Origin of the sequence: Pseudomonas sp. NFX1, from assembly GCF_051123555.1 — a bacterium.
Lineage (GTDB): Bacteria > Pseudomonadota > Gammaproteobacteria > Pseudomonadales > Pseudomonadaceae > Aquipseudomonas > Aquipseudomonas capeferrum.
Genome location: NZ_CP169366.1, coordinates 1,828,717 through 1,853,784 on the forward strand (window position 1 = coordinate 1,828,717; position 25,068 = coordinate 1,853,784).

The 25,068-nt window shown below is 63.2% G+C and carries 27 protein-coding genes; 17 read left to right on the plus strand and 10 right to left on the minus strand.

Going from position 1 to position 25,068, the window contains the following annotated elements; genetic code table 11:
* The first annotated feature begins 131 nt into the window (after positions 1–131).
* Both DJ563_RS07895 and DJ563_RS07900 read left to right on the plus strand, forming a co-directional pair.
* Positions 132–635: a peptidylprolyl isomerase gene (locus DJ563_RS07895; protein ID WP_274098060.1), complete on the plus strand. Its 504-nt coding sequence runs from the start codon at positions 132–134 to the stop codon at positions 633–635.
* Positions 632–1,363 carry a UDP-2,3-diacylglucosamine diphosphatase gene (locus tag DJ563_RS07900; protein WP_434519204.1) on the plus strand — a complete coding sequence of 244 codons (732 nt, stop codon included), beginning with the start codon at positions 632–634 and terminating at the stop codon, positions 1,361–1,363. Before DJ563_RS07895 ends, DJ563_RS07900 begins: the two co-directional genes overlap by 4 nt.
* Before the next feature lie 61 nt (positions 1,364–1,424).
* Here the strand turns inward: DJ563_RS07900 and pvdQ are convergent, their stop codons facing one another.
* A complete protein-coding gene (gene pvdQ / locus DJ563_RS07905; RefSeq protein ID WP_434519205.1) occupies positions 1,425–3,734 on the minus strand; it encodes a bifunctional acylase PvdQ in 2,310 nt (769 codons plus the stop codon).
* A 196-nt stretch (positions 3,735–3,930) separates the two neighbouring features.
* Here pvdQ and DJ563_RS07910 point away from each other — a divergent pair, with 196 nt between their 5' ends.
* On the plus strand, positions 3,931–4,305 hold the full coding sequence (locus tag DJ563_RS07910) for a fe2+ zn2+ uptake regulation protein (RefSeq protein WP_274098057.1): 375 nt from the start codon (positions 3,931–3,933) through the stop codon (positions 4,303–4,305).
* 36 nt (positions 4,306–4,341) lie between these two features.
* Here the strand turns inward: DJ563_RS07910 and DJ563_RS07915 are convergent, their stop codons facing one another.
* Positions 4,342–4,530 (minus strand): hypothetical protein, encoded by a 189-nt coding sequence (locus DJ563_RS07915; protein WP_274098056.1) that lies wholly within the window; start codon positions 4,528–4,530, stop codon positions 4,342–4,344.
* Between the two features lie 150 nt (positions 4,531–4,680).
* Between DJ563_RS07915 and DJ563_RS07920 the strand changes: the two genes are divergently transcribed.
* The 4 genes from DJ563_RS07920 (at position 4,681) to DJ563_RS07935 (ending at position 7,147) form a co-directional block, all read left to right on the plus strand.
* Positions 4,681–5,139: a hypothetical protein gene (locus tag DJ563_RS07920; RefSeq protein ID WP_274098055.1), complete on the plus strand. Its 459-nt coding sequence runs from the start codon at positions 4,681–4,683 to the stop codon at positions 5,137–5,139.
* A 252-nt stretch (positions 5,140–5,391) separates the two neighbouring features.
* Positions 5,392–5,772: a Mor transcription activator family protein gene (locus DJ563_RS07925; protein ID WP_274098054.1), complete on the plus strand. Its 381-nt coding sequence runs from the start codon at positions 5,392–5,394 to the stop codon at positions 5,770–5,772.
* Between the two features lie 65 nt (positions 5,773–5,837).
* Positions 5,838–6,524 carry a DUF2589 domain-containing protein gene (locus tag DJ563_RS07930; RefSeq protein ID WP_434519206.1) on the plus strand — a complete coding sequence of 229 codons (687 nt, stop codon included), beginning with the start codon at positions 5,838–5,840 and terminating at the stop codon, positions 6,522–6,524.
* Positions 6,525–6,583: 59 nt separating this feature from the next.
* Positions 6,584–7,147 carry a DUF2589 domain-containing protein gene (locus DJ563_RS07935; protein WP_434519207.1) on the plus strand — a complete coding sequence of 188 codons (564 nt, stop codon included), beginning with the start codon at positions 6,584–6,586 and terminating at the stop codon, positions 7,145–7,147.
* 9 nt (positions 7,148–7,156) lie between these two features.
* Here the strand turns inward: DJ563_RS07935 and DJ563_RS07940 are convergent, their stop codons facing one another.
* The 3 genes from DJ563_RS07940 to DJ563_RS07950 are packed head-to-tail and all read right to left on the minus strand — an operon-like array spanning position 7,157 to position 13,272.
* The gene (locus DJ563_RS07940) at positions 7,157–10,831 is read right to left on the minus strand and encodes a translocation/assembly module TamB domain-containing protein (protein WP_434519208.1); all 3,675 of its coding nucleotides are present in this window, start codon (positions 10,829–10,831) and stop codon (positions 7,157–7,159) included.
* Positions 10,828–12,570: an autotransporter assembly complex protein TamA gene (locus DJ563_RS07945; protein WP_274098050.1), complete on the minus strand. Its 1,743-nt coding sequence runs from the start codon at positions 12,568–12,570 to the stop codon at positions 10,828–10,830. Before DJ563_RS07945 ends, DJ563_RS07940 begins: the two co-directional genes overlap by 4 nt.
* A 51-nt stretch (positions 12,571–12,621) precedes the next feature.
* Positions 12,622–13,272: a GNAT family N-acetyltransferase gene (locus tag DJ563_RS07950; protein ID WP_033698291.1), complete on the minus strand. Its 651-nt coding sequence runs from the start codon at positions 13,270–13,272 to the stop codon at positions 12,622–12,624.
* Positions 13,273–13,434: 162 nt separating this feature from the next.
* Between DJ563_RS07950 and xthA the strand changes: the two genes are divergently transcribed.
* A complete protein-coding gene (gene xthA / locus DJ563_RS07955; protein WP_033698293.1) occupies positions 13,435–14,247 on the plus strand; it encodes an exodeoxyribonuclease III in 813 nt (270 codons plus the stop codon).
* 109 nt (positions 14,248–14,356) lie between these two features.
* Here the strand turns inward: xthA and DJ563_RS07960 are convergent, their stop codons facing one another.
* Together DJ563_RS07960 and DJ563_RS07965 are read right to left on the minus strand one after the other, a co-directional pair.
* Entirely contained in the window at positions 14,357–15,109 is a 753-nt protein-coding gene (locus DJ563_RS07960; protein ID WP_434519209.1) for an anti-sigma factor family protein, read from the minus strand.
* The gene (locus tag DJ563_RS07965) at positions 15,106–15,627 is read right to left on the minus strand and encodes a sigma-70 family RNA polymerase sigma factor (RefSeq protein WP_033698297.1); all 522 of its coding nucleotides are present in this window, start codon (positions 15,625–15,627) and stop codon (positions 15,106–15,108) included. The genes DJ563_RS07960 and DJ563_RS07965 overlap by 4 nt, the downstream gene beginning before the upstream one ends.
* 131 nt (positions 15,628–15,758) lie before the next feature.
* Here DJ563_RS07965 and DJ563_RS07970 point away from each other — a divergent pair, with 131 nt between their 5' ends.
* From DJ563_RS07970 to DJ563_RS07990, 5 genes are all read left to right on the plus strand, one after another.
* Positions 15,759–16,805, plus strand: a complete 1,047-nt coding sequence (locus tag DJ563_RS07970; RefSeq protein WP_434519210.1) for a catalase family peroxidase — start codon at positions 15,759–15,761, stop codon at positions 16,803–16,805.
* On the plus strand, positions 16,802–17,335 hold the full coding sequence (locus DJ563_RS07975) for a cytochrome b (RefSeq protein WP_274098522.1): 534 nt from the start codon (positions 16,802–16,804) through the stop codon (positions 17,333–17,335). The genes DJ563_RS07970 and DJ563_RS07975 overlap by 4 nt, the downstream gene beginning before the upstream one ends.
* Positions 17,336–17,420: 85 nt before the next feature.
* Positions 17,421–18,626 (plus strand): MFS transporter, encoded by a 1,206-nt coding sequence (locus tag DJ563_RS07980; RefSeq protein ID WP_400615250.1) that lies wholly within the window; start codon positions 17,421–17,423, stop codon positions 18,624–18,626.
* A gap of 79 nt (positions 18,627–18,705) precedes the next feature.
* Positions 18,706–19,251, plus strand: coding sequence for a cupin domain-containing protein (locus DJ563_RS07985; RefSeq protein ID WP_027594799.1), 546 nt, complete (start codon positions 18,706–18,708; stop codon positions 19,249–19,251).
* A gap of 2 nt (positions 19,252–19,253) precedes the next feature.
* Complete coding sequence (locus DJ563_RS07990; protein WP_274098524.1) at positions 19,254–19,553, plus strand: DUF7693 family protein; 300 nt, start codon at positions 19,254–19,256, stop codon at positions 19,551–19,553.
* Here the strand turns inward: DJ563_RS07990 and DJ563_RS07995 are convergent.
* A complete protein-coding gene (locus DJ563_RS07995; protein ID WP_434519211.1) occupies positions 19,526–20,140 on the minus strand; it encodes a 2-hydroxychromene-2-carboxylate isomerase in 615 nt (204 codons plus the stop codon). The two genes, DJ563_RS07990 and DJ563_RS07995, sit on opposite strands and share 28 nt — an antisense overlap.
* Positions 20,141–20,168: 28 nt before the next feature.
* Positions 20,169–20,900 carry an SDR family oxidoreductase gene (locus DJ563_RS08000; RefSeq protein WP_274098526.1) on the minus strand — a complete coding sequence of 244 codons (732 nt, stop codon included), beginning with the start codon at positions 20,898–20,900 and terminating at the stop codon, positions 20,169–20,171.
* Between the two features lie 88 nt (positions 20,901–20,988).
* On the opposite strand from DJ563_RS08000, the gene DJ563_RS08005 reads away from it, so the two are divergent.
* Together DJ563_RS08005 and DJ563_RS08010 are read left to right on the plus strand one after the other, a co-directional pair.
* Positions 20,989–21,552 (plus strand): TetR/AcrR family transcriptional regulator, encoded by a 564-nt coding sequence (locus DJ563_RS08005; protein ID WP_434519212.1) that lies wholly within the window; start codon positions 20,989–20,991, stop codon positions 21,550–21,552.
* Entirely contained in the window at positions 21,539–22,132 is a 594-nt protein-coding gene (locus tag DJ563_RS08010; protein ID WP_434519213.1) for an eCIS core domain-containing protein, read from the plus strand. The genes DJ563_RS08005 and DJ563_RS08010 overlap by 14 nt, the downstream gene beginning before the upstream one ends.
* 43 nt (positions 22,133–22,175) lie before the next feature.
* On the opposite strand, the gene DJ563_RS08015 is transcribed toward DJ563_RS08010, so the two are convergent.
* Positions 22,176–23,168 carry a bile acid:sodium symporter family protein gene (locus DJ563_RS08015; RefSeq protein WP_033698311.1) on the minus strand — a complete coding sequence of 331 codons (993 nt, stop codon included), beginning with the start codon at positions 23,166–23,168 and terminating at the stop codon, positions 22,176–22,178.
* Positions 23,169–23,277: 109 nt separating this feature from the next.
* Here DJ563_RS08015 and ampC point away from each other — a divergent pair, with 109 nt between their 5' ends.
* Positions 23,278–24,426 carry a class C beta-lactamase gene (ampC, locus tag DJ563_RS08020; RefSeq protein WP_274098529.1) on the plus strand — a complete coding sequence of 383 codons (1,149 nt, stop codon included), beginning with the start codon at positions 23,278–23,280 and terminating at the stop codon, positions 24,424–24,426.
* Between the two features lie 297 nt (positions 24,427–24,723).
* Positions 24,724–25,056: a hypothetical protein gene (locus DJ563_RS08025; protein ID WP_033698313.1), complete on the plus strand. Its 333-nt coding sequence runs from the start codon at positions 24,724–24,726 to the stop codon at positions 25,054–25,056.
* Positions 25,057–25,068 lie beyond the last annotated feature (12 nt).

Below are 25,068 nucleotides of genomic sequence, written 5' to 3' on the forward strand. Positions count from 1 at the left end.
GCAGCAAATTGTCGCGATCCGGCAAAATGGGCACCGCGTACGTGTGCCGCGGCAGCCCGATCCAGCGTCAGGTGACTGAGCGTGAACCTGCGCAACCTATTTCCGAATGCCCTGTAAGAGCGAATTTCAGCATGTCCAAAGTCAAACTGAGCACCAACCACGGCGACATCGTCCTGCAACTGGACGCCGAAAAGGCCCCTCTGACCGTTGCCAACTTCCTGGCCTATGTTGAAGCCGGCCACTACTCGAACACCGTGTTCCACCGCGTGATCAAGGGCTTCATGATCCAGGGCGGCGGCTTCGAGCCAGGCATGAACGAGAAGCGTGACAAGCGTGCCAGCATCCAGAACGAAGCCGACAACGGCCTGAAGAACGACAAGTACACCATCGCCATGGCCCGTACCATGGAGCCGCACTCCGCCTCGGCGCAGTTCTTCATCAACGCCTCCGACAACGACTTCCTCAACCACAGCGGCAAAAACGTCCAGGGTTGGGGCTATGCCGTGTTCGGTAAGGTGACCGAAGGCCAGGACGTCGTCGACAAGATCGAAGCCGTTTCCACCGGTTCCAAATCCGGTCACCAGGACGTGCCGAAAGAAGATGTGATCATCGAGAAAGCCGAGATCATTGAGTGATACTGCTGATCTCTGATCTGCACCTGCAAGAAGAACGCCCGGATATCACCCGGGCGTTTCTTGATCTGCTCGACGGCCGTGCGCGCCACGCCAAGGCCCTGTACATCCTTGGCGATTTCTTCGAAGCGTGGATCGGCGACGATGCCATGACGCCCTTCCAGCAATCGATTTGCCAGGCCATGCGCCAGTTGAGCGACAGCGGTACGGCGATCTACCTGATGCACGGCAACCGTGATTTCCTGATTGGTCAGGATTTCTGCGATGCCGCCGGCTGCACCTTGCTGGCCGACCCGAGCGTGATCGAACTGGGCGGTGAGCAGGTATTGCTGATGCACGGTGACACACTGTGCACCCGGGACCTGGCCTACATGAAGCTGCGTCGTTACCTGCGCAACCCGTTGAGCCTGTGGATTTTGCGGCACCTGCCGCTGTCTTCGAGGCACAAGCTGGCGCGCAAGCTGCGCAGCGAAAGCCGCTCGCAGACCCGCATGAAGGCCACCGAGATCGTCGACGTCACGCCAGAGGAAGTGCCTAAGGTGATGGCGGCGCACGGTGTCAGGACTTTGGTGCATGGCCATACCCACCGGCCGGCGATTCACAAGCTGGTGGTGGAAGGCCAGCCCGCACGGCGCATCGTGCTGGGGGACTGGGACCGCCGAGGTTGGACCCTGCAGGTTGACGAGCAGGGTTTTCAGCTGGCGCCGTTCGAGTTTTCTGCAAACGGATGACAACCGGCTTGTAGGAGCGCCCGGCGAGGCCGCTCCTACGACAACCGCCTCGGACAGAGGCTCAATGCTGAGCCACTGCCCCTTTATCCCCCTCACTGATCACATATTCACGATACTCGGGGTCCGCCTTGATCTGCGCCTCGGTAAACGGAATCACTGCCAACTGCTTGGCCGAGAACGCCTTGGTCTGGTCATGGGCATGCGCCGAACCCGCCTCGCTCGACTGGGAGAACGCCAGCAGCCCCCGAGCCTGTGGGCCCTGATCGGTGAAGCTGACCAGTTGCAGGTAGCTGGTACCACTGACCACCAGGCGCTTGCCCGGCCCATGCGGCACGCTGTGGATCGCGTTATAGACCCCAAGCCCCTGCGGGCCACCCGGTACAGGCGTACCGTCGAGAGCCTGCTGCACCTGCCCCCACTGGCTGTCGCGCCCTACTCCGCTTTTACCCACCTGTTGCAAGGACGCCAAGGCCGCCTCGCGCAACAGCTTGCGCACCGCCGCCTGTTCGACCGCCAGGCCGCGCGGCGTATGCTGCGGGTCCGCCGGGTCGAAGGCCACCCGCCAGCTTTCAGGGTGGGCCGCCAGGGCATTGAACATGTTCTCGAAATGCACCAGGCCAATGCCGCTGTCCAGGTCTGCCTTGCCGTTCCAGGCCAACAGGCTGTCACACACGGGCTGCAGGTCCGCTTCGGCTCCCTTGCACCACGCCAGCAGGTCCGGCAACAGCAGGCTTGCGAGGTAGACTTCATCGTCCGTGACCATGCGCTGCAGGTCGTCGACGCCCAGCTTGGCGCTACCTTGCAGGCGGTTCAGGGCAAAACGCCCGCGCATGCCCAGCGGCTGGTCATTGCGGCTGACCAGCGGTGAAAAACCGGTCAAGGGCTGCGCGGGGTTGGCCATCCAGGCGGGGTCGTTGGAGTTCTGCACAAAGTCCTTGCGCTCAAGGCTGGGCAGCAATCGCGCCGGGAAGATCCCGGGCTGCGCGGCCTGCGCATCGACCTTCCACGCACAGCCACTGCGCGAGCCATCCAGCACCACCAGGCGCCCTGAAGCCTTCGGGTTGCTGCAGGTGCTCAGCAGTTGCTGGTCGACATAGGGCACCACCGACTGGTTCAGGTACAGCGCTTGGCCGTCTTCATCCACGGCAAGCGTGTTGACCCAAGGGATACCCTGCAACTGCTCCACCGAGCCCTTCAGCGCGTCCAGGCTGTCGGCCCGGTTGATGCGGTACCACTGCTGCAGCACCCGGGTATTGTCCAGGTTGGCGTCGCGCAGGCTGTAAGCGGCTTGCGCGTCCCAGTCCAGGCGCCCTGGCCACTGCACCACGGGCCCGAATTTCGAGCTGTAGACCTGGCGTTCGACCTGGCTCAAGGTGCCATCCTCGGCCTTGACCGTGACGCTGACAGCTTGGCGCATCAACGGCAGCGACTTGCCGTCGAGCAGGTAGCGGGTCGGGTCCTTCGGATCGAGCTGAAGACGGTAGAGCGTGAAATGGTTCGACGTGTCGACCGTGTGCGTCCAGGCCAGGTGGCGGTTGAAGCCGATGTTCACCACCGGCAAGCCTGGCAATGCAGCCCCCATCACGTCCAGTTGGCCCGGTATGGTCAGTTGCATCTGATAAAAGCGCATACCGCCCATCCACGGGAAATGCGGGTTGGCCAGCAACAGGCCACGGCCGTTGGCCGAGCGCTGCGACCCGACGGCCACCGCGTTGCTGCCTCGTTCCGAAGCGAAACGCGCCTGCCGAGCCAGCGCCGTGGCAAAACCGGCCGCCGCGCGTTGGCTGGTCAGCGAAGGAGGCTGCGCCCCTGCCAACGCCTCGACGAACTGGCCGACACCCCCTTCAGCCAACAGCCGGCGGGTCAACTTGATCAAGTCCTGGCTGGTGATCGGACGCACCCAGTCCTCAGTCCCGCACTCTGCCGGCAACCCTTGGCTGCGGCGCTCGGCCAGGGCGCGGTTGAAGCCACCTGCATAGCCGTCCAGCAGGTCACGCACCGGCGCTGGCTGAGCGTTTAGAAACGCACCCACGGCAGTCGGCGTGTTGAGCCAGGTGAAAAACAGGTCACTGGCCAAGTTGTCGCGTTGCTCGAAGGTCTTGGCCTTGGCACCAAAATAGCGCGACCGCTCGCCGCTCACCGTCAGCACCTCGTTGGCCAGCAGGCACAGGTTGTCCTGGGCATAAGCATAACCAATGCCATACCCCAGGCCGCGCTCATCCTTGGCCACGATGTGTGGCACCCCGAAGCTGGTACGGCGGATCTGCGCGCTGGCATCGGCGCTGGCGGGCTGCGCTTGCGCGGCAATGCTGAAGGCGACCAGGGCAGCGGCCAAGCTGGCTCGGGTCATGGGACGCGAAATTGAGAACACGGGCACACCTCGGATTCAGGGGTCATCCCGATCAGACGAATGGCTGAATGAAAATTTTACGTATTACAACGAGGTAGAACGTCTTGAACAGCAACAGGCAATTTTTTTTCGAGCGGGCTGCAGATTTTCCGTTCTCATTCGTCCTAGTAAGTGAGGCAACCACATTTCGGGTTAGTCCACGAAAAGGAGCATTCACATGTACAACCCGCAACCCTCAATGCAGGCCGGGCACATCCCGGGGAAGGCGCCCAAAGGACAGGACGCTTTCGTCGAGGAACGTGTTGGTAACGAACAGATTCGCGAGCTGTTGCGCACCTTTGGCCTGCGCACCAGCCTCATTCGGCTCAAAGTGATCGATGCCCTGCATGCGGCAGACCGCAATGGCCGCAGCATCGGCGTGCGTGGTGTGCACGCGCAACTGGAACAACTGGATATCCCGCTGTCGTTCCTCAGTGTGCGTGAAGTACTCAAGCGGCTGTGCGCCGAAGGCGTCATCAACCTGGGCAGCGACAAATGCTACAGCCTCAACCCCCAGGCCCGCGCCGTGCTGGATCAAACCGCCCCGCGCTGAGCGTATGGCCGGCCACAGTTGGCCGGCCCGCACAGCTCAGCGCTTGACCTTGCGCCGCAGAATGCCGTTTATCACGACCACGACCACGGCAATGGCGATCGCCAGCATCTGGAAGGTCTGCTCACTGATCGTGCCTTGCTTTTGCAGGTGGGACATGCCCAGCATGAGGCCCAGTACCACCAGGATGATCAGAAGTGAATATTTGAGGCGCTGCACATGTGTCATTCAAAGTTCCTTGCAACATCAGGGGCAAATGGCTCGCAACGAGCCGCGGCAATGATACAACGCTCACCCGCACCAGCGCTGCATTTCCTGCTTAGCATGGTGCCGTTCGCCTGAAAGCATTGGGCCCTCATCGCCCGTGCCGGAGGCACCATGTACAGATCCATGCTGTTCGCATCCCTTGCCCTGACTTACCTCCCTGCCTACGCGCTGGACACTCGCCAGGCGCCCGCCGAGCAGTTGCTCAATCTAGGCAGCGAACTGGCCGCCAACGCCGGTTCCAGCCAATGGCAGCAACTCTGGCAACGCGCTCGCGAAGCCGGCTACCTGCAAGCCCACACCGGTCAGGTTCATTTCACCGTGCCGGCATCGCTGCTGCCAGAGCTGGCCCGCCAGACCTTGGCGCAGGCCGATCAAGTTTACCCCGTGCAGCAGACCCGAGCACTTTATCGCCGTGACTTTCCCGATCGCACTGTAGGAAAGCGCGGCGAGCATGCGTTCAGTGCTCTGTGCCTGCTTGTGGACTGGCGCGCCCTGCCACAGGGCATGGGCACAACCCCCAAGGCCTACTTGAAAAGTGCCAGCCTGTTGAGCAGCTATCCGTGCGACTGAGGGTCCCAACCCCCAACTTGCAAGCTATGAAGTGCGACAACGGAAAATCAACAGCTGCGGCGAGTAGTTGAAGCAGTGTCCTACAACAAGCGAAATCGCTGCCTGCAAACCCTGTTCACCGAGGCTACAAACCCCAGCCTAAATGCCGCCTAGCGACGTGCCCTGACTCTACCTGAGAATCCAGTCACACCTTCGACATAACGCCGCGGGTGATCGCTTACCGCATCGCAACCCTGAACGAAGGAGCGTCGCATGGAGTTACCAGACCTCACCTGCATAGACATCAGTCATTTGCCGCATTCATTGCAAGCGCTGATCGACTGCATCGGTATCGAAAACGCCTTCCAGCTGACCTGCACCTATGGCGGCAGACCCAAATACATCCCCAAGCATCGCGAGCGGACCAAGCTTGCCGATGTACTCCCGGCCGAGGCGCTCGATGCGCTGATCAAACGCTTCGCCGGCGTAGCCCTGGAAATCCCCAAGGCCGATCACTTCATGCGCCAGCTGCGCAACCTGCAGATCCAGAAAGAAAGCGCCGATGGTTTGTCGCGCAGCTTGCTGGCCGACAAATACGGCTTGAGCCTGCGCCAGATCGGCAATATCCGCCGCCAGGAACCTTGCGTTCGCTAGCCAATGAGCAACGAGGTCGTTACTGACGACCCTTCATGCACCCCCACTAAAAAGAGAATCCAGCTATGTCCATAGACTCTAGCCTCATCGGATCCGTCATCAATGCCTTGCCGATGGACCGTATGATTGCAGGCCCCCTGCAAGCCATGGTCCAGGCGCAGGTCACCGCCAGCAAGTCCTATGCCGACTTCCTGATGCAAGTCTGCGTTCAGGAAGGCAAGGCCGTCGCGATCCAGTTCGACTATGACGAAACCATCGTCGATGAACAGGGCGAATACCAAGGCGTCGTCAGCAAAACGATGAAAGTGCCGCTGGTGGCAGCGATCACCCACCCGAACATCTCCATCGAAGAAGGCAATGTCGAGTTCGAACTGACCATCAATCAGATGTCGGAAGATGTAGCCGACAAGAACATGGCCGCAGAAGCCACCGGGTCGCTTGGCTGGGGGCCATTCAGCCTCAACGTCAAGGGCAGCATCAGCCACAAGTCCACGCAAACCCGCAAGACCGATACCCGCGCCCGCTACGCGTTCAACACTACCTTGAAGCGGCAGGACCCGCCCGAAGCAATGATGAGGGTCATCGACTTCCTGACCGAAGCCGCAACCAAACCCACCATCGTCAAGAGCGCGACGCTTGATAGCTCAGACGCTATCTCGCAGGCCGACAGGTTGAAAGGCCCCACGGCAGGCACCAATCCGCAGGCCCCTGGCAAACAACCAGCTGACAGTGAAACCCCGCCAACAAATTGAAGCTGGCAAGAATCGCCCCCTCGCAGCAGGGGGCACCATCCCACCCAGGAGCCGAATGATTGGACAAGTCCCTAGCCCCCATGACATCCATCGACCTGCGCGAAATCACGCGGGGCCTGCAAGAAGCCGCCAGTGCCACCAACAGCCTGATTGCTCAACAGTACATCAACCTGTTCGATCAGTTCTTCGACTGCGACACCGAAGCACTGGGCGCCCCGATGAAGGCCAAGATGGTCGAAGTGGCCATGGATGAACAGCACATCATGCGCGTGCCCTTGTTTGCGCTGGTATCACCCAAGGGCCTGGCTCTGGAACGCATGCAGGTCGACTTGTCGGTTCGGGTCAAGGGCACCGAGGCGCAAGAAGCATTGCTGACCGCCAGCGAGCACACTGCGGCCAGCTTCAAGGTCACCATTGGCGGCCAAGGCCGTCAGGGCGAAAGTCGCGACCCCGACGAGGTGCAGATCCGCATGCAGTTTCAGGCCAGCGAGCCGCCTGAAGCGCTGAACCGGCTGATCGAGGAATACACCAGCCTGATCACACCGGTACGCAGACCCAGGTCCAGTCCCCCACCCCTCTCCGGCTCCAATGAATTCATCGAAGCGGCCACGGTCCGTTGCTGACCGCGGCTATCAGAAGTCCCGCTTGTAGAAGATATCCAGCGAGCTGGCCAACCCGCTGGCCGCCTCGAGGTAGACCATCCGGCTCAACTTGTAGCGCAACGCGATGGTGTTGGCAGGCTCGAACACCCCTACCCCGTAACGCAGGCTCAGTTTCTCGGTCAGGTTGCCGCTGGCGACCACGCTGGTGGTGTTGCCCGAACCTTCGGTATCCAGCTGGAAATCATCGATGCCCAGGCTCGACGCCAGGCTCCCGGTGATACCGGCACTGCCGGCCAGCCCCAGGCCCAACGCTGCTTCGGCAAGCATGTTGTTGTCTTCACCCGATGTGCCCAACGGGCGCCCCAGCACCAGGTACGACAGCGCCTGCTCCTGGCTCATGGCGGGCTCGGAGAACACCTGCGTGGTCGGTTGCTCGGCACTGCCACTCAAACGGATACCGGCAATCACATCATCGACCTTGCGAATGGCCTCGATGTCCAGATACGGCTGATCAATCGGGCCAGCGAACAGCAGCCGCGCCCGGCGAATGGTCAGGCGCTGCCCATAGGCACGGTAACGGCCATCGGCCAGGCTCAACTCACCCCGGGTATCGAGGTTGTCGCCGATGTGCACATGGCCGAGCAGGTTGGCAGTGAGGCCAAAACCACTGAACGACAGCTTGTCTCGCCCAACCTCGACATCGATGTCCATCGCCATTGCCAGGGGCTGTTTACCCTCTTCTGTCTGATGGCCGATGATCACCGTGTCATCGGACACCTTCACGGTTGATGGCGGAAGTTCGCGTACCGTGATCTTGCCTTTTGGCACCTGGACCTTGCCCGTCACCGCAAGTTTGTCGTCGATCAGGCGCAGGTTCAGGTCGGGAGCGACTTCCAGGGTCGCGTAGGGCTCCACCGTCACCGGCAATTGCTGGCCCTGCAAACGCAGGTCCATGCCCAGCGCCTGGCCCCAGGTGAGGTTACCGGTCAGTTGGCCGCGCCCTGCTTCGCCACTGCGCCAATTGCCATTGAGCTGAACCTGCTCGCCCGCAATGGTTGCCTGCAATGACAGGTCTTGCAGGCTTAGCGGCAACTCGGCGCCGCTGACCTCGCCACCACTCAACACCAGGTTGCCGTTGACCTGTGGCGCAAGCAAGGTGCCCGACAAACGACCGCTGCCATTGAGTTGCCCGGTCAGGCGCTCGACCATGGGCACGAATGGGCGGGCCACCGACAGGTCCAGGCCCGCCAGGCTGAAATCACCCGACAGCGGTTTATTCTTGCCCAGTGGGTCAATGCGGGTATTCACGCTCAGTTCACCCAGGCGCTCGCCGCGAAATGCCAGGCGGGCATCGATACGTCGTGGCGCCAGGGTGCTGTCCAGGCGCAAGGCCTGATAAGGGAAGTCGACCCAGCGGTCCTTGTCACGCACCCGCAGGGTGCCACCACTGGCATCGACAACGATGCTGCCCTTGGGGCCAGTGGCCGGCACATCGAGGTTGACGTCGGCGTTCAGCAGGCCTTGCCAGGCAAAATCTTTTGGCAGCCACTGGGCCAGGCTGTCCAGGGGGAACTGTTTGAGGTGGTAGCGCAGGCGCGGCTCCGGCGCCAGGCGCTGGTCTTCACCACACAGGCTGGCTTGACCGGAACGCCAGCAATGGGCGCCGAAATCCAGCTGGCCGCTGGCCAGGCGCTGCAAGCGTGCCGGTGCCTGCAACTGCCAGTCCTGGCCACCGGCCTGGATCCGCCCACTGGCCAACCGACCACGCCAATCGCCCTTGTTCAGCTGGCCGTCCAGGCCAAGGTCGAGCTTGAGCTGCGGGCCGTCGAGCGCCAGCGTCAGGGCTTGCTGGCGAATGTCACCTTTGCCATTGGCCTGCAAGGTGCCCAGCGCCGTGTCGCCCAGGTGTATGCCACCCGCTTTCAGCTCGATCACGCCACGCTGGGCGTTATCCAGCCGGGCGTCGAGGTCCAGTCGCTGGATACGGTTCTCGGCCTGCGCCAGTTGCTGGCCCTGCAAGGTGAGCGTGCCCTGGGGCGCTTGCAAGTTGCCAGCAATGTCCAGCCGGCCTTTGACTTGCCCTTGCAGCCTGGGCCATAGCTGGCCCAGGCGGGGCAGGTCGAGATCCACCCGCCCTGCCAGCCGCTGTTGCAAGCTGCCGCTGCCGTTGATGCGATTGTCACCCAACTGGATCGCCAGGGCGCCGAGGGTCCAGCTCTGCCCTGCCCCTTGCGCTTCGACCTTGAGCACCGCCGGCTGACCGCGCAGGCGGCCTTTGAGGTCGAGCTGGGCATCGAGCTTAAGCTCCTCACCCTTCATTTCACCTTTGCTGCGCAGAGGCCCGGCCAGGGTACCCGGCAGTTCGGCAAGCCAGTACGCAGGGTCCAGCGCCGAAAGCTGCAGATCGACATCCCACGCCAGTGTATCGGCGAAGCGCACCGCGACACTGCCGGCGGCCTTGCCCTGCCCGGCGGTGAGCGCCAGCTGTGGCAGCTTCACCTGAGTCAGGTCACCCTCGAACGGGCTGGCCAGCGTGAAGGCACCTGCAGGGCCGTCAAGGTCGCCATTGAAGGCGCCCTGGTAGTTGCCATCGCGGTAGCGAACCTGGGCGTTGAAGCGCTTGAGCGTGACGTCGGGCGGCGTTTCCAGTGGGTACAGGCGCAGCCATGGGAAATCCAGCCATTCGAGCTGGGCATCGGCGCTCAGGCCCTGTTGCCAGTCGGCAGTAGCCTGCAGCTTGAGCCGCTGGCTATCGCTGGCGCTGAGGTCAAGGGCATCGAGCTTGGCACCCTTGCTGTCTACCCGCCCGGACAAGGCCAAGGCGATCGGCGACTGTTCTGCGGGCAGACTGGCCGAACCCGACAGTAAATAGCCCTTGAGCAGATCGCCCTTGGCGTTCAGTTCGAGCTGGTTGAACTGCACGGTGTCGGGCAGCGAAGCGGCCGGTTTGAAGGCCTTAGAGCGGATCTGCAACGTTGCCGGCAGGTGTTCGGCCAACGCCTGCAACTCACCGTTCAAGCTTGCATCGAGGTAACCCGAGCTGGTGCCTTCGAGCGTAAGGGTTTTCTGCAGCTCGCCTTTTGCTGCCAGTGCCAGCTGCCAGCTTTTGCCCTCCACCGAGGGCAGTTGAACCTGCCCCTGCAATTGCACAGGCCAGTCGCCTTCGGGCTGCAAGTCACCTTGCAAGTCCAGGCGCAGGTCGTCCCGTTGCAGTTGCAGGCTATCGATGCGCATCCCGGTCCGGGTCCAGTGCGCCGCCAGTTGCAGATCACCGAGCAGGTCGCTGCCGTCCAGGCGCAACTGGCCGACCTTGACCTCACCCAGTTCGATGGCCACCGGCAAACGCAAGGCCGGGAGCTGCAAAGGACCACTGTCGGCAGGCGTTTCACTCGGCGCAAACGCCATGTCGATGCGCTGGGCATGCAACTGCTCGATACACAAGGTGCCACGCAACAGGCACGCGGGCGACCAAGCCAATAGAGGCGCCTGTACTTCGACCCGGTTACCGCCGTCGACCCAGCTCAGCCGACTGGCTTGCCAAGTGCCGGCCAGTCGGCCCGTGAAATCAGCAACCTCAAGCCCCGGCACCTTTGCCAACGCCCAGCGGCTGCCGCTTTCGGTACCTACCAGCACGCCAAGCGCCAGGCCCACAGTCAATACCAGGCCGAGTAGCCCCAGCAGAATGAATTTGAACACACGTGTCACAGCTCAGGCCCCATGGAGAAGTGCAGGCGGATACCACCCTCGTCATCGAGTGCCTTGGCCAGGTCCAGGCGCAGCGGCCCGACCGGTGAAACCCAACGCACGCCAATACCTACCCCGGTCTTGAGGCTGGGCAGTTCGAGCGTGTTGAACGAGTTACCTTGATCGACGAAGGTCGCCACCCGCCACTTCTCAGTCACTGAATATTGGTACTCGACGCTACCTGCCACCAGGTAGCGCCCACCAATGCGGTCGCCATCGCTGTTTTTCGGCGACAGGGTCTGGTAGTCATAGCCGCGCACGCTCTGGTCACCACCGGCGAAGAAGCGCAGCGAAGGCGGGATGTTGTGCTTGTAACCGTTGGTGGCGCTGCCGCCGAACTGCACCCGGCCGAGGAAGCGATGGTTGTGGCCGAGCGTGGTCAGGCCTTTGAGCAATACGTTGCCGTGCAGCAGGTTGGTGTCGGACACCAGCCCTTCCTTGGCCACCTGTGTATCGAACTGCAAGCGGTAGCCGTTGTGTGGGTCGATACGGTTGTCGCTGCGCAGGTACGAAAAGCTCACACCCGGCATCAGCAGGTTGCTCAGCCCCGAGTCATCGCCCAGGCGGTATTCCTCACGCTGGTACTTGAGCGAGATGACCCGCTGCCAGCCACTGGGCAACTTGCTGTGCCATTCCGGGCCAACCGTCAGCAGCTTGCTGAGGGTGTCGGTACCGGCTATTTCCTCGTTCTGGTAACCGCCGGCAAAGCGCAACTTGTCGGTCAGCGGCGGGTCCAGCGGGATGTCGTACCACAGGCCGACGTTCTGACGGGGGGCCGACAGCTCGGTTTCCCAGCCATAGCTGTGGCCTTGGGGGTTGACCCAATGCCGCGTCCAGTTGGCCTTGCCGCGTGGCCCGACGTCGGTCGAGAAGCCCAGGCCCAGGCCCATGGTGCGGGGTTTGCGGGTTTCCAGGCGGACATCCACGGGGATGTCCTCACCTACGGCAGCTGTCGGCGCGGCATCTACCCGCACGCCTTCGAAGTAGCCACTCGATTGCAGGTCGTTGTTGAGCTCGGCGATCAGCTCGGAATCGTAGGGTGTGCCGGGTTTGAACGAGACCATGCGCTGCAGCAGGTCATCATCGAGGGGGGTGTCACCACCGAACTTGACTGCGCCCAGGCGATAACGAGGGCCGCTTTGGTAGACCAGTTCGATGTCGGCCACACCGGCCTGGGGGTCAACCGCCAGGCGCTGGCGGCTGAAGCGGCCGGCGAAGAACCCATAGCGCGAGGCCTGATTCTGGATCAGCCGCTTGGCATCCTCATACAGGCCGTGGTTGAGCTGCTCGCCAGCACGCAACGCCTTGCTGTCGGGCACCCGGAACGCCTTCATTTCACTGGCAGGGCCTTCGATACGCACGGTCACGTCGCGCAGCCTTACCGGCTCGCCCGGCGCGATCTGGATGATCAGTTGCGCGGGTTGGTCGGCCTTGGTCGGAGGCTTGACCTCGGTTTCGATCTGGGCCTGATAGTAGCCAAGTGCCTGCGCTGCTTTGCGCGCCTGCTCCTCGGCCCCGCGGCTGAAGCGCAGTAGCGCTTCTTCGTCGCGGTCGCCAAGGTTGCCAATATAGCCTTCGACATTGGCCTTGAGCGCTTTGTTGGCGGGCTTTACCTTCACCAACAACTCGCTCTGGCCCCATGCTGCAAAACTGGCGACCCAGAAAACCAGGCCCCAGGTCAATCTTCCTGAATACGTCATGCGGCGCATGCTACCAGAGCCGGGCGCTCAAGGGAGCCGTCTGGCGGCCTGTCAGGCAAAAGCAGGATTCGAAGAGACCGGGTTGGGGTGAAAAAATACCCTCTCACGGATAGGCCCTACAGCAACCTCGCCAATTTCCTCATAGCCTTGACGCTGATAGAACGCCAGGTAGTGCTCATTGCCGGTGTCCAGCACCACGCCCTGGGTGCTCGGGTCTTCTGCGCACCAGTCATGCACAGCCTGTAACAATTGCTCGCCGTACTGGCGCCCCTGGAACTGTGGATGCACCCCCAGCAACGGCAACACGTGCACCTGGTCTGTGGGCAGGCAACTGGCCAATGCCGCCTGGTAATCCATGTAGCGCCGCGTACAGCGCAGGCCAGTACCCAGCATCATGCGCAAACGCCAGGCCCAGCTGTCGGCCACCCCCAGCCTGCGCAGCGGCGGCACGATCAGGGCCACGGCAATCAGGCGGTCATCCACCAGCAGGCCGATTGCAGGCAATTGCAGATAGAAATGCTGGCGTACCCATTCACGCACCATCACGCGCAAACGCCGCTCATAGCCTGGGCGCTGCGCTTCGAAAATGTAGGCGAACGTAGGCTCGTGGCGGTAGGCGTTGTACAGCAGCGAACGTGCCTCGCGGCTGTAACCATCGTCGAGCTGGCAGATACGGGCCGGGGTGGCAGTGGTGTCGGGCATTGCGGGCAGTCCTCCTGGAATGGGCTTACAGTGCCTTGGAGGGGCTCCACCGCGCATCGTTCACCCCCTACAGCACGTTAGCAGCAGCACTCGCAACCCGCCATGCTGGTGATGACGTGCGATGTCGGCTAGCATCGCGGCTTTTGCCAGGATTGTCTTTCCATGAAGATCGTCTGTTTCAACATCAACGGCCTGCGTGCCCGCCCGCATCAGCTGGCGGCCTTGATCGACAAGCACCAGCCGGACGTGATCGGCCTGCAGGAAACCAAGGTCAGTGACGATCAGTTCCCGCTGGCCGATGTCCAGGCGCTGGGTTACCACGTGCACTACCACGGCCAGAAGGGTCACTACGGCGTTGCCTTGCTGTCGCGCCAGGCCCCCCTGAGCCTGCACAAGGGCTTTGCCACCGATGAAGAAGACGCCCAGCGCCGTTTCATCTGGGGCACCTTCGCCGATGCCGATGGCAACCCGGTCACCATCATGAACGGCTACTTCCCCCAGGGTGAAAGCCGCGACCACCCCACCAAGTTCCCGGCCAAGCAGCGCTTCTACAGTGACCTGCAGGCGTTGCTCGAAGGTCAGTTCCGCAATGACCAGCCGGTACTGGTGATGGGCGACATGAACATCTCGCCCCAGGACTGCGACATCGGCATCGGCCCGGACAACGCCAAGCGCTGGCTCAAGACTGGCAAATGCAGCTTCTTGCCCGAAGAGCGCGAGTGGATGGAGCGCCTCAAGGGCTGGGGATTGGTCGACAGCTTCCGCCACCTTTACCCGGAAGTGGCCGACCGCTTCAGCTGGTTCGATTACCGTAGCCGTGGTTTCGAGGACGATCCAAAACGTGGCCTGCGCATCGACCTGATCATGGCCTCGCAGCACCTGGTGCCGCGGATCAAGGCAGCGGGCGTGGACTATGAACTGCGTGGGATGGAAAAGCCGTCCGACCATGCGCCGATCTGGCTGGAGTTGAGCTGATCGAGGCTGGGTGTAGGCGGTAGATTTGCAGCGCCTGGGAGATCGAGCGCCGCGCGGGCGGCGCTCGATCTCATAAACGCTGAAAATCCACCGCCCTGCACCTGCCGCCCTACAACCCCAAACGCAGCGCCGCCCCGACCCCCGCCCCACGCGTATCGTCCGCCGCACTGACCAGCGCAAAGTTGTAAGCCCCATGTGACCAATACCGCGCCTCCAGCTGCCCATCAACCCGCTGCCCATCAGGCATGCGTTGGTAATGCTCGCTGGGCGAGCGCATGAACAGGCTGATCCGTTCACCCCTGCCATCCTGAAACACCAACAATGCCGCCGGCCCCTGCTCGTTGCTGAGCAATCGCGCCCCCACCGGCCGGAACCCGTAACCCGCCAAGTCCGGCAACTGCCCCACGCGGTTGAAGTGACGCCCCAGCCATTCACGCAATTGGGTCGGGTCGCTGGCCTGGATATCCAGTGCCTCACTGCCGGCAAACAACCGATGAGCCTGGACCGCATCGGCCATCGGCAGGTCGACCCTTGCCAGCGTGGCATCCCGCACCTGCCAGCCGCCCATCCCCCCCACGCCGAGCGCCAGCAGCAACACCGCCGCCGACGCCCAGCGCCGTTGACGACGCTGGCGCAGCCGCAGGCGCAGCTGGCCCAGGTCGAGTTGCGCAGCCCCTGGTTGTTCACCCAGGCCGGCCAATGCCGCACGCAGGCGGCGGGCATCACTGCGCCACGCCTCGACCCTGGCCGCTTGCTGCGGGTTGGCCGTAAGCCAGGCCTGCACTTCGGCCCGACGCCCCGGCGCCAGGCGTTCATCGACATAAGCATGCAATTCGTCTTCGCTGGGGATCAGGCGCGTCATTTCAGTCTCCGCAAGGCCGGGGGTTGAGGGTTGCCCTCGGTCAGTTCGCGCAAGGCATTGCGGGCGCGCGACAAGCGCGACATCACAGTACCGATGGGGATGCCCAAAGCCTGGGCGGCCTCCTTGTAACTCAAGCCTTCGATGCTCACCAGCAACAGCAAGGCACGCTGCTCGGCAGACAACCGGGCAAACGCCTGCAGGTCAGCCTGGGCCAGGACGATGGCCTCGATATTGCCGCCGACCGGCTCGCTTTCCACCTCGGCACGGCCAAACCAGGACAGCCAACGGGCATGCAGGCGGTCGCGACGCTTGCCGTCGAGAAACAGCCGGTAAAGGATGGTGAACAGCCAGGCGCGCAGCGCCTCTGCCTCGCGTTGCTGACCATGGCGGCTCAAGGCGCGCTCGACGGTGGCTTGCACCAGGTCGTCGGCGCTGCCGGGTTCGCGCGTCAACCACAAGGCAAAGCGGCGCAGACGTGCAAGCAGCTCGCGCCACTGGTGTTCGTCCAGATCGTGCATGGCAAATGTCCCGGCCTCTGGGGTTGTCAGTGTATGGGGCAGACGCCCGGCAACAAAATCTATTCCCTCCCAGGGAATAAGTTTTGCCCTGCCCCGTCGTACCGGCATCTTCACTGAACCGGACGACAACCATGAACTCACCCTTGCACGGCCCCGCCAAGGCCCTGCGCCTGGTCGCCATCGGCGCTGTGATGCTGGCAGCGGGCGTCGGCTTTGCCTATGCCGCGGGCTGGATCGGCGCAGCCAAGCTGACGCCGCAGCGCATCATCGACACCTTCGAAGCCCAGGCCGGGCACTACCCGGGCTACCGCAAGAACCACGCCAAAGGCCTGTGCGTCAGTGGCTACTTCCAGGCCAGCGGGCAGGCTGCCAGCCTGTCCACGGCGCGGGTGTTCAGCCAGGCACGGGTGCCGGTGATCGGCCGCTTCGCCATCGGTGGCGCCAACCCTTATGCGCCAGACACCGCCATCCCGGTGCGCAGCCTGGCGCTTCAGTTGAGCAGCGACGACGGGCAGGTCTGGCGTACCGGCATGAACAACCCGCCCGTGCTGGCGGTGAGCACGCCGCAAGCCTTCTATGAACAGGTACTGGCGAGCACGCCTGACCCAGCCACCGGCAAACCGGACCCGGCCAGGCAGCAGGCGTTCTTCGCTGCTCACCCTGAAAGCGCGGCGTTCCGCCAGTGGGCCGCGAGCTACAAGCCGAGCAACAGCTTTGCCAGTACCCAGTACCACAGCATCAATGCCTTTCGCCTGATCGACGCCGCCGGGGCGGCCCAGCCAGTGCGCTGGCAACTGGAGCCGCAGACGGCGTTTACGGCGCTGCCAGGGCAGGTGGACGACAAACTGTTCCTGCAGCATGACCTGCAACAGCGCCTGGCCCAAGGGCCGCTGCGCTGGACCCTGCGCCTGGTCCTGGCCGAGCCCGGCGACGCCGTGGACGACCCCGCCAGCCCCTGGCCTGCACAGCGACGCAGCGTGGATGCCGGCACGCTCGTGCTCGAACAGGCGGACGCGGCTGAACAAGGCGCTTGCCGAGACTTGAACTTCGACCCGCTGATCTTGCCCCATGGCATCGAAGCGACCGCCGACCCGATCCTCGCCGCCCGTTCGGCCGCGTATTCGGAATCGTTCAACCGCCGTAGCCGCGAATCGCTCGGCACCGGAGCCCGCCCATGAAACCCGAAGCCTTCCATCCCCTCGCTCGCCTGCTGCACTGGCTGATGGCCGTGCTGATCGTGGCCATGCTGTTCATCGGCGTGAGCATGGTCAGCGACCTGTCACTGCGCCATCCGTTGCTGATCGAGCTGCACAAGGCAACAGGCCTGGCCTTGCTGGTACTGGTGCTGCTGCGTATTGCCCTGCGCTTGACGCTGCCTCACCCACCGCTGCCACGCGACCTGCCAACGCTGCAACGGCTCGCCGCCGGGGCCTCGCACCTGGTGCTCTATGCCTTGATGCTGGCCATGCCCCTGCTGGGTTGGGCGATGCTTTCGGCCGGCGGTTATCCGCGGCCCCTGCAGTTGCCTGCGATCGCCCCGCATGACCTTCAGCTGTATGCCGTGCTGCGCCAAGCCCACGGCTGGGCCGGCTACCTGCTGTTCGCGACGGTTGTGCTGCACCTGGGCGCAGCCCTGATGCATGCCTTGGTGCGCCGCGACAGCGTCTTGCGTAGCATGTGGCCTGGCCCCCTGCGTCGCAGCGACTGAGCCGAAGCGGTCCAGGGTGTTCGACAATCGATAATGCTTCTTATTAAGATCGGCATACTTTTCGCTAAAAACTCTGGACTGCCCTATGAACGTCGCAAAGGATCCTGCCACTCTCGTTCCTGCCAGCACCCTGGACTTACGCCCACTGCTGCTGGCCAACATGGCCTGTACCATGTCGATGATGGCCTTCGTCGCCCTGATCGGCCCGATCGCCCGGCAACTCGGCATGGCCACCTGGCAAGCCGGTGCCGCCGTGACCGTGGCCGGTGTGGTCTGGGTACTGCTGGCCCGCCCCTGGGGCCGCGCGGCCGACCGGCTCGGGCGCCGGCGCGTGCTGCTGCTTGGCAGCGCAGGCTTCACCCTCGCCTACTGGCTGTTGTGCCTGTTCGTCGAAGGCGCGCTGCGCTGGCTGCCTGGCGCAACCCTGGCCTTTATTGGCCTGATGCTCGCCCGCGGGTGCATCGGGGCGTTCTATGCCGCCATCCCGGTGGCCTGCAATGCAATGATCGCCGACCATGTCGAACCGCAGCAGCGGGCGCGGGCCATGGCCTCGCTGGGGGCCGCCAACGCCGTCGGCCTGGTGCTGGGCCCGGCCCTGGCCGCACTGCTGGCGCGGCACAGCCTGAGCCTGCCGTTCCACCTCATGTCGCTGCTGCCGGCCTGCGCGTTCTTCGTGCTGCTGTTCACCCTCAAGCCACAGGCACTGGCCAAAAGCCACGCGCCCAGCCCTGTGCACTTGAGCGATCCGCGCCTGCGCCGGCCTTTGCTGGTGGCCTTCAGCGCCATGCTCAGTGTCACGGTGTCGCAAATCACCGTCGGCTTCTTCGCCCTCGACCGCCTGCACCTGGGCCCGGCCGAGGCCGCCCAGGCTGCCGGCATCGCCTTGACCACGGTGGGTGTGGCACTGATCCTGGCGCAGGTGGTGCTGCGCCAACTGGAGTGGCCGCCATTGAAAATGATTCGGGTGGGTGCCAGTGTCTCGGCGGTCGGTTTTGCCTGCGGCGCACTGGCGACCACGGCGCCCTGGCTGTGGGCCTGCTACTTCGTCGCCGCCGCCGGCATGGGCTTTGTGTTCCCGGCATTCTCGGCACTCGCCGCCAATGCCATGCAAGCCTCTGAACAAGGTGCCACCGCCGGTTCGATCGGCGCTGCCCAGGGCATGGGCGCGGTAATCGGGCCACTGGCCGGCACGCTGGTGTATGCCCTCGACCCGCGCTTGCCGTTCCTGGCGGTGGCTGCACTTTTGCTGCTGGTCGGGCTATGGCCGATGCCACGCGAGAAGCGGGCCTGATAAGCACAGCGCGCAAGCGTGCAGAGTGTGTTTTAATGCGTCGCTCATTATTTTTGACACCTCTGATTACAAGGCGGCTATGGACACGGGGACGCGACTCAAACTGGTGCGTGAACGCAACAACCTCTCCCAACGGGAACTGGCCCGCCGCAGCGGGCTGACCAACTCGACGATCTCGCAGATCGAACAGAACCGCGTCAGCCCTTCGGTCAGCTCCCTGAAAAAACTGCTCGAAGGCATCCCGATGAGCCTGGCGGAGTTCTTCAGCTTCGACGAGCCAGTAAGGGAAGAGCGCTTCGTGTTCCGCGCCAGCGAGCAACCAGACCTGGGCCGCAACGGCCTGCGCATGCTGCTGGTCGGCGCCAGTGTCGAGGCACGGCAGATGCGCATGTTGCGCGAGCTGTACGCACCGGGCGCCGACTCGGGCGAGCCGATCGTGCATGCAGAAGGCGAAGAGTGCGGCCTGGTCACCCGTGGCACGGTCGAATTGTGGGTCGATGGCCAGGTCAGCGTGCTCAATTCGGGCGATGGCTACTACATCCCCACCACCCTGCCCCACAGCTTCAAGAACATCGGCCAGGATGAGGCCGAGATCATCAGCGCCAATACCCCGGCGAATTTCTGACAGTGAGCCGTAGCGGTACCGTGAGCACGCGGGAAGCCTATCAGCGCTTGCGCGACGCAGCCCTGGGTGTTCACGCCCTGCAAATAAGCGCTCACCGCCACGATGGCCTGGTCGATGTGACGATCGAAGGCTGGCAGATGACCCTGGCCGTGGACGCTGAAGGCCTTGCCCATTGCGTCCACTGCCAGGCACCCAACGGCGATCAAGCCGGGCTTGAAGACTGGTACCGCTACGGCACCAACCCGGCCGACCTGCTCAGCCAGTGGGAGCGCACTCAGCTGGAAACACGCCTGGCACGCTGACGCAGCGCGTCCTCGACAAAGTCCAGGCGGTCTTGCCCAAAAAACATCTCATCGCCAACAAAGCAGGTCGGTGCGCCAAACACGCCGCGCGCCACCGCATCCTCCGTCGCCTGCTTGAGCGCAGCCTTCACTTGCGCGTCGCCCGCCAGCGCACTGAATGCGGCAATGTCGAAGCCGGCCTGTTCCAGGGTCTGTTGCAACACTGCCGCGTCACCCAGATTCCGCCGCTCGCCCCACATCCCAGTGAACAATGCCTTCAACAGCGCCTCGAAGCGCTGCGGGTCTTGCAACTGCGTGCCGATTACCCCGCGCATCAGCATCAGGGTATTGAGCGGAAACCCCGGCGGCAGCCCGAACGGAACACTGTAGCGGGCAGCGAAGCGCCCCAGGTCGGTGAACATGTAGCGACCCTTGGCCGGGATCATTGCCGGGGACGCATTGCCGGTGGCCTGGAACACCCCGCCCAGCAGCATGGGCCGGTAGTGCAGCGTTGCACCTTGGCGGGCGCAAATACCCGGCAGTTGCGTCCACGCCAGGTAGCTGGCCGGGCTACCAAGATCAAAGAAGAATTCGACGGTATTGGTCATGGATATGGTCCTTGATCGATGAGGGGGCTTACCAGCGTTCCATCCAGGGGCGCAGGTCCAGTTCGAATGTCCAGGCGTCTCGCGGCTGGGCGTGAAGGAACCAGTAGCTGTCGGCAATGTTGGCCGGGTCGAGGATGCCATCCTGGTCCTTCAGGGCGTAGCGCTCGGGGAAGCTGTCACGAATGAACGCGGTATCGATGGCACCATCCACCACCACATGGGCCACATGGATATTGCGCGGCCCCAACTCACGCGCCATGCTCTGCGCCAACGCCCGCAGGCCGTGCTTGGCGCCGGCAAATGCGGCAAAGCCGGCGGCACCCCGTGTACCTGCGGTAGCGCCGGTAAACAGAATCGTGCCGCGTTCACGCACCACCATGCGCCGGGCCACTGCCTGAGCGGTCAGAAACCCGGCAAAACAGGCCATTTCCCAGATCTTGAAGTACTTGCGTGGCGTTTCATCGAGAATGCTGCAAGGCACATTGGCGCCGATATTGAAGACAAACGCCTCGATCGGGCCAATATCACGCTCGATGGTCTCCACCAGCGCCGCTACCTCATCTTCCTTGCGCGCATCGGAGCCAAAGCCATGGGCCTGGCCGCCCGCTGCGCGTATTTCGTCCAGCAGCGGTTGCAGCTTGTCAGCCTGTCGGCGGGTGACGCAGGCGACGTAGCCCTCCCTGGCGAACCGTTTGGCAATCTCGCCCCCGGTGGCATCCCCCGCGCCGATCACAAGCACTACTTTTTGTTGTCGAGTCATGTGTGCCTCTTTGGTGAATGATCGTTTAGTAAACGAACGCTATGTTATGATCGGCCCCATCGTCAAGCCAGTGCGCAGAGGTTCGTGAATGCGCTATTCCAGCGAGCACAAGCAACAAACCCGGGAAAAGCTGTTGGCCACCAGCGGTGCGCTAGCCAAACGCGGTGGCTTTACCAGCACCGGCGTGGCCGGGCTGATGAAGGCCATCGGGCTGACCGGCGGTGCCTTTTACAACCACTTCCCGTCCAAGGATGATCTGTTCACCGAAGTGGTGCGTCAGGAACTCTGCAACAGCCCACTGGCACGCCTGGCCAGCCAAGGCGCCAGCCGCGAACGCCTTGGCCGTTGCCTGCAGCAGTACCTGAGCCTGGCTCACTTGCACAATGCCGAAGGTGGCTGCCCCTTGCCGCCGCTGGGGGTGGAGATCGCTCGGGCAGACCTTGCAGTGCGAGAGGTGGCCGAGCATTTGCTGGTCGACCTGCACAAGGCCTGGGCTGCCACACTGGAGGATGAAGCGTTGGCCTGGGTATTGATCAGCCAATGCGTCGGCGCGTTGCTGGTCGGGCGCATGCTGGCCAGTGAGGCGGTGCAATCGCAGGTACTGGACGCCAGCCGCACGTTCGTTGAAAAGGCCTTGAATGAAACCCGTTGACCTGTTGCTTGGCCTATTCCTGAGCGCGCCGGTGCTGGCCGAGCAAGCCTGCCCGCCGGGGCAGTATCAGGTATGCCTGATGGGGTGTTTTTGCGCCCCGGTCGACCCAGGGCAGGCCGGGCAGATCCTCAAGGACGTGGAAGCCATGGCGTCGACCAGCCTGGCCTACGCATTGCGCCAGGCCCGCGACGAAGCCAATGCCAGCGGCAGTGAACCGATGCCCCTGCACATCCACGCCCAGCTTGAAGCCTGGTATGACTTCGCCGTGCTCGATGCCGTTCGCTTCAGGGTGGGCGACGAACAGCAGATGAGCGCAGCCAATGCCATGCTGCAGAATCCCGACGTGAATGCGGTGACGTTGATCGACACGATCATCTTCCGCCATGCCAGCGATGCCGAAGACAATGTGGCGCTGTGGGCGCACGAGCTCAAGCACGTGCAGCAGTACCAGGTGCTGGGGGTAGAGGAATTCGCCCGGCGCTACACACGTGATTTCAATGAGCTTGAAGGGCCCGCTTACAAGATAGAGGCCGAAGTGGCCAAGGCGCTCCGAGAGCGCAGTTCCGGCCAGGCAAGGTAACGTATAGGAGCGGCCTCCCGGCGAGGCCGCTCCTACACACACATCATGACGCCGCAGGAGCCTTTTCGGCCAACCCCTCACGGCTGGCATAACGCTGCGCCAGCACCGCGCAGACCATCAGCTGGATCTGATGGAACAGCATCAGCGGCAGGATCATCGCGCCAATGCCACTGCCCACGAACAGCACCTGAGCCATCGGCACTCCAGTGGCCAGGCTCTTCTTCGAACCGGCGAACAGGATGGTGATGCGGTCTTCCAGGTCGAAGCCAAGCAGTTTGCCAAGCAGGCGGGTACCGTACAGCACCACCGCCAACAAGATCCCGCAGACGACAAACAGCCCCGCCAGATGTTGTGGCGACACCGTGTGCCACAGGCCGGTAACCACCGCCTCGCTGAACGCGGTGTAGACCACCAGCAGGATCGAACCCTGGTCCACGACCTTGAGCCAGCGCGCGTTGCGCTTGACCCACGCGCCAATCCAGCGGCGGGCGATCTGCCCGGCTACGAAGGGTACCAGCAGCTGCAGGGTAATCTTCAGCACCGCATCCAGCCCTGAGCCGGTATCACCGCTGGCGCCCAGCAGCATCATCACCAGCAATGGCGTGAGGAAGATACCCAGCAGGCTGGAAGCCGCCGCGCTGCAAATGGCTGCCGGCACGTTGCCGCGGGCCAGCGAGGTGAAGGCAATGGCCGACTGTACCGTGGCTGGCAACGCACACAGATACAGCACGCCCAGGTACAGCTCGTTGCCCACCAGCGGCACGAACAACGGCTTGAATGCCAGCCCCAGCAAGGGGAACAGCACGAACGTGCAGGAGAACACCAGCAGGTGCAGGCGCCAGTGCCCGGCGCCGGCGATGATCGCTTCGCGCGACAGCTTGGCACCGTGCAGGAAGAACAGCAAGCCGATAGCCAGGTTCGTCAGCCAGCCGAAATACACCGCCCCGTCGCCCGAGCAAGGCAGCACGGTGGCGATAAGCACCACCCCCAGCAAGGCCAGGGTGAAATTATCGAATAACATGCGCAAATACTTCATAACAGTTTCCGTCTTGTCGTTATGCAACGGCAGACGATAAGGTCTCGGGTTAATTTTCGCTAACGCCGGAACCCCCACCGGTATCGCTCAACGGACAAAGGAGTACTTGATGCCACGCTATCGCCTCGCGCCCTTCCCTCTCGCGGCTGCACTTGCCATGAGTGCAATCACCGCGCAGGCGGCCGATCCACTGCAGGCCCAGGTCGACGAGGTCATCCGGCCGCTCATGCAGGAACACCAAATCGCCGGTATGGCAGTGGCGCTGTACGCCGATGGCCAGGCGCATTACTTCAACTATGGCGTGGCCAATAAGGCCGATAACTCGCCGGTTAGCGCCGATACCCTGTTTGAGGTCGGCTCACTGAGCAAGACTTACACCGCCACGCTTGCGGCGCTGGCCAGCGCCGAAGGCAAGCTTGACCTACACGCCCCTGCCCAGCGCTACCAGCCCGCCCTCGCCGGCACGCCGCTGGGCGAAGCCAGCGTGTTGGAATTCGGTGCCTACAGCGCCGACTGCCTGCCATTGCAGTTCCCCGACGCGGTGCACACAGACGAACAGGTGCTGGCCTTCTTCCGCCACTGGCAACCCGTTGCCAAACACGGCACCCAGCGCTGCTACTCGAACCCCAGCCTTGGGTTGTTCGGTGACCTGGCGGCGCGCGCGCAGCACCGCCCATTCGCCGAGCTGATGACCGAGGGGCTTCTCCCGCAAATGGGCCTCAAGCACACCTACCTGCACGTTCCGGCCGATGCACAGCGGCTCTATGCGCAAGGGTACGACGCGCATGACCAGCCGGTGCGCGTCAGCGCGGGGCCCTTTGCCGATGCGGCCTATGGCATCAAGACCAGCGCCACCGACCTGCTGCGCTACGTGCGCCTGCACATGCAACCGGCCGAACTTGCGCCAGCCCTGCAAAAGGCTGCCGCCATTACCCAGGCCGGCTACTTCCAGGTCGGTAGCATGACCCAAGGCCTGGGCTGGGAACGTTACCCCTACCCAGCGTCACTCGACACCCTGGTCAACGGCAACAGTTCCAAGTTCGCCCTTGCGCCGCAGGCCACCCGCCGCCTCAACCCCGCGCTCCCGGCCGTGCCTGACGCCTGGTACAACAAGACCGGCGCCACCAACGGTTTCGGTGCCTATGTGGCGTTCATTCCGGCGCAAGGCAAAGCCATCGTACTGCTTGCCAACCGCAACTATCCCAACGAGGCACGCGTGCGCGCCGCGTACCGGATTCTCTCGTCCCTCGACCACTGACAGGCCCTTCCGACAGGATTGTCGGACAAGATGTAGTGAGCAAAAATATTCACTACAAAACGGTTGACGCCGTTCATCGCCCTTGGGCATGATGAGGCTGTCTCCCCGATCGGGAGCGGTGGCAAGGGTGTTCCAGACGGCCTGCGCGGTAACGCAGGCCGTCCGTGGAGAGGGAACTGTCCAAAAGGCAGCGTGTGAAAGCCCCTGTTGCGATGCTGCTGTAGCAGCGTTGGTAGTGCGCTACACCGTGGTAGCGCCAACTGTGAAAATCACCTACGAATGGGTAATGGGGGCTTTATGATGAACTTGAACAACAATCCCACAATCGACCAATTGGCCCAGCTGTTCGCCGTGCGCAAAGACAGCCTCGACGACCATCTGCTGTGGGTCAGCCAGACCGGTGAGGTGCGTCTCGACCGCCTGCCACCGAACACCATCGAAGATGAATTCGAAGAGCACCTGCCAAGCATGCGTGCACGCTTCAAGGTCTACCGCCGTGGCCAGGGCTACGTCGGCAAGAAGGCCGCCGCCGACACCGAGTTCGTTGGCCGCGTCCTGCAGACCCTGCAACAAGAATGGCCCGCCGCCCGTGAGCGGGGGGCAGTCAAGGTGATCGAACCACTCAACTGAGTGGCCTCACCC

Coding starts and splice junctions, on each gene's coding strand:
- DJ563_RS07895 (WP_274098060.1), top strand. CDS start 132: ATGTCCAAAGTCAAACTGAGCACCAACCACGGCGACATCGTCCTGCAA.
- DJ563_RS07910 (WP_274098057.1), top strand. CDS start 3,931: ATGTACAACCCGCAACCCTCAATGCAGGCCGGGCACATCCCGGGGAAG.
- DJ563_RS07915 (WP_274098056.1), bottom strand. CDS start 4,530: ATGACACATGTGCAGCGCCTCAAATATTCACTTCTGATCATCCTGGTG.
- DJ563_RS07920 (WP_274098055.1), top strand. CDS start 4,681: ATGTACAGATCCATGCTGTTCGCATCCCTTGCCCTGACTTACCTCCCT.
- DJ563_RS07925 (WP_274098054.1), top strand. CDS start 5,392: ATGGAGTTACCAGACCTCACCTGCATAGACATCAGTCATTTGCCGCAT.
- DJ563_RS07930 (WP_434519206.1), top strand. CDS start 5,838: ATGTCCATAGACTCTAGCCTCATCGGATCCGTCATCAATGCCTTGCCG.
- DJ563_RS07945 (WP_274098050.1), bottom strand. CDS start 12,570: ATGACGTATTCAGGAAGATTGACCTGGGGCCTGGTTTTCTGGGTCGCC.
- DJ563_RS07950 (WP_033698291.1), bottom strand. CDS start 13,272: ATGCCCGACACCACTGCCACCCCGGCCCGTATCTGCCAGCTCGACGAT.
- xthA (WP_033698293.1), top strand. CDS start 13,435: ATGAAGATCGTCTGTTTCAACATCAACGGCCTGCGTGCCCGCCCGCAT.
- DJ563_RS07960 (WP_434519209.1), bottom strand. CDS start 15,109: ATGACGCGCCTGATCCCCAGCGAAGACGAATTGCATGCTTATGTCGAT.
- DJ563_RS07965 (WP_033698297.1), bottom strand. CDS start 15,627: ATGCACGATCTGGACGAACACCAGTGGCGCGAGCTGCTTGCACGTCTG.
- DJ563_RS07970 (WP_434519210.1), top strand. CDS start 15,759: ATGAACTCACCCTTGCACGGCCCCGCCAAGGCCCTGCGCCTGGTCGCC.
- DJ563_RS07975 (WP_274098522.1), top strand. CDS start 16,802: ATGAAACCCGAAGCCTTCCATCCCCTCGCTCGCCTGCTGCACTGGCTG.
- DJ563_RS07980 (WP_400615250.1), top strand. CDS start 17,421: ATGAACGTCGCAAAGGATCCTGCCACTCTCGTTCCTGCCAGCACCCTG.
- DJ563_RS07985 (WP_027594799.1), top strand. CDS start 18,706: ATGGACACGGGGACGCGACTCAAACTGGTGCGTGAACGCAACAACCTC.
- DJ563_RS07995 (WP_434519211.1), bottom strand. CDS start 20,140: ATGACCAATACCGTCGAATTCTTCTTTGATCTTGGTAGCCCGGCCAGC.
- DJ563_RS08000 (WP_274098526.1), bottom strand. CDS start 20,900: ATGACTCGACAACAAAAAGTAGTGCTTGTGATCGGCGCGGGGGATGCC.
- DJ563_RS08005 (WP_434519212.1), top strand. CDS start 20,989: ATGCGCTATTCCAGCGAGCACAAGCAACAAACCCGGGAAAAGCTGTTG.
- DJ563_RS08010 (WP_434519213.1), top strand. CDS start 21,539: ATGAAACCCGTTGACCTGTTGCTTGGCCTATTCCTGAGCGCGCCGGTG.
- DJ563_RS08015 (WP_033698311.1), bottom strand. CDS start 23,168: ATGAAGTATTTGCGCATGTTATTCGATAATTTCACCCTGGCCTTGCTG.
- ampC (WP_274098529.1), top strand. CDS start 23,278: ATGCCACGCTATCGCCTCGCGCCCTTCCCTCTCGCGGCTGCACTTGCC.
- DJ563_RS08025 (WP_033698313.1), top strand. CDS start 24,724: ATGATGAACTTGAACAACAATCCCACAATCGACCAATTGGCCCAGCTG.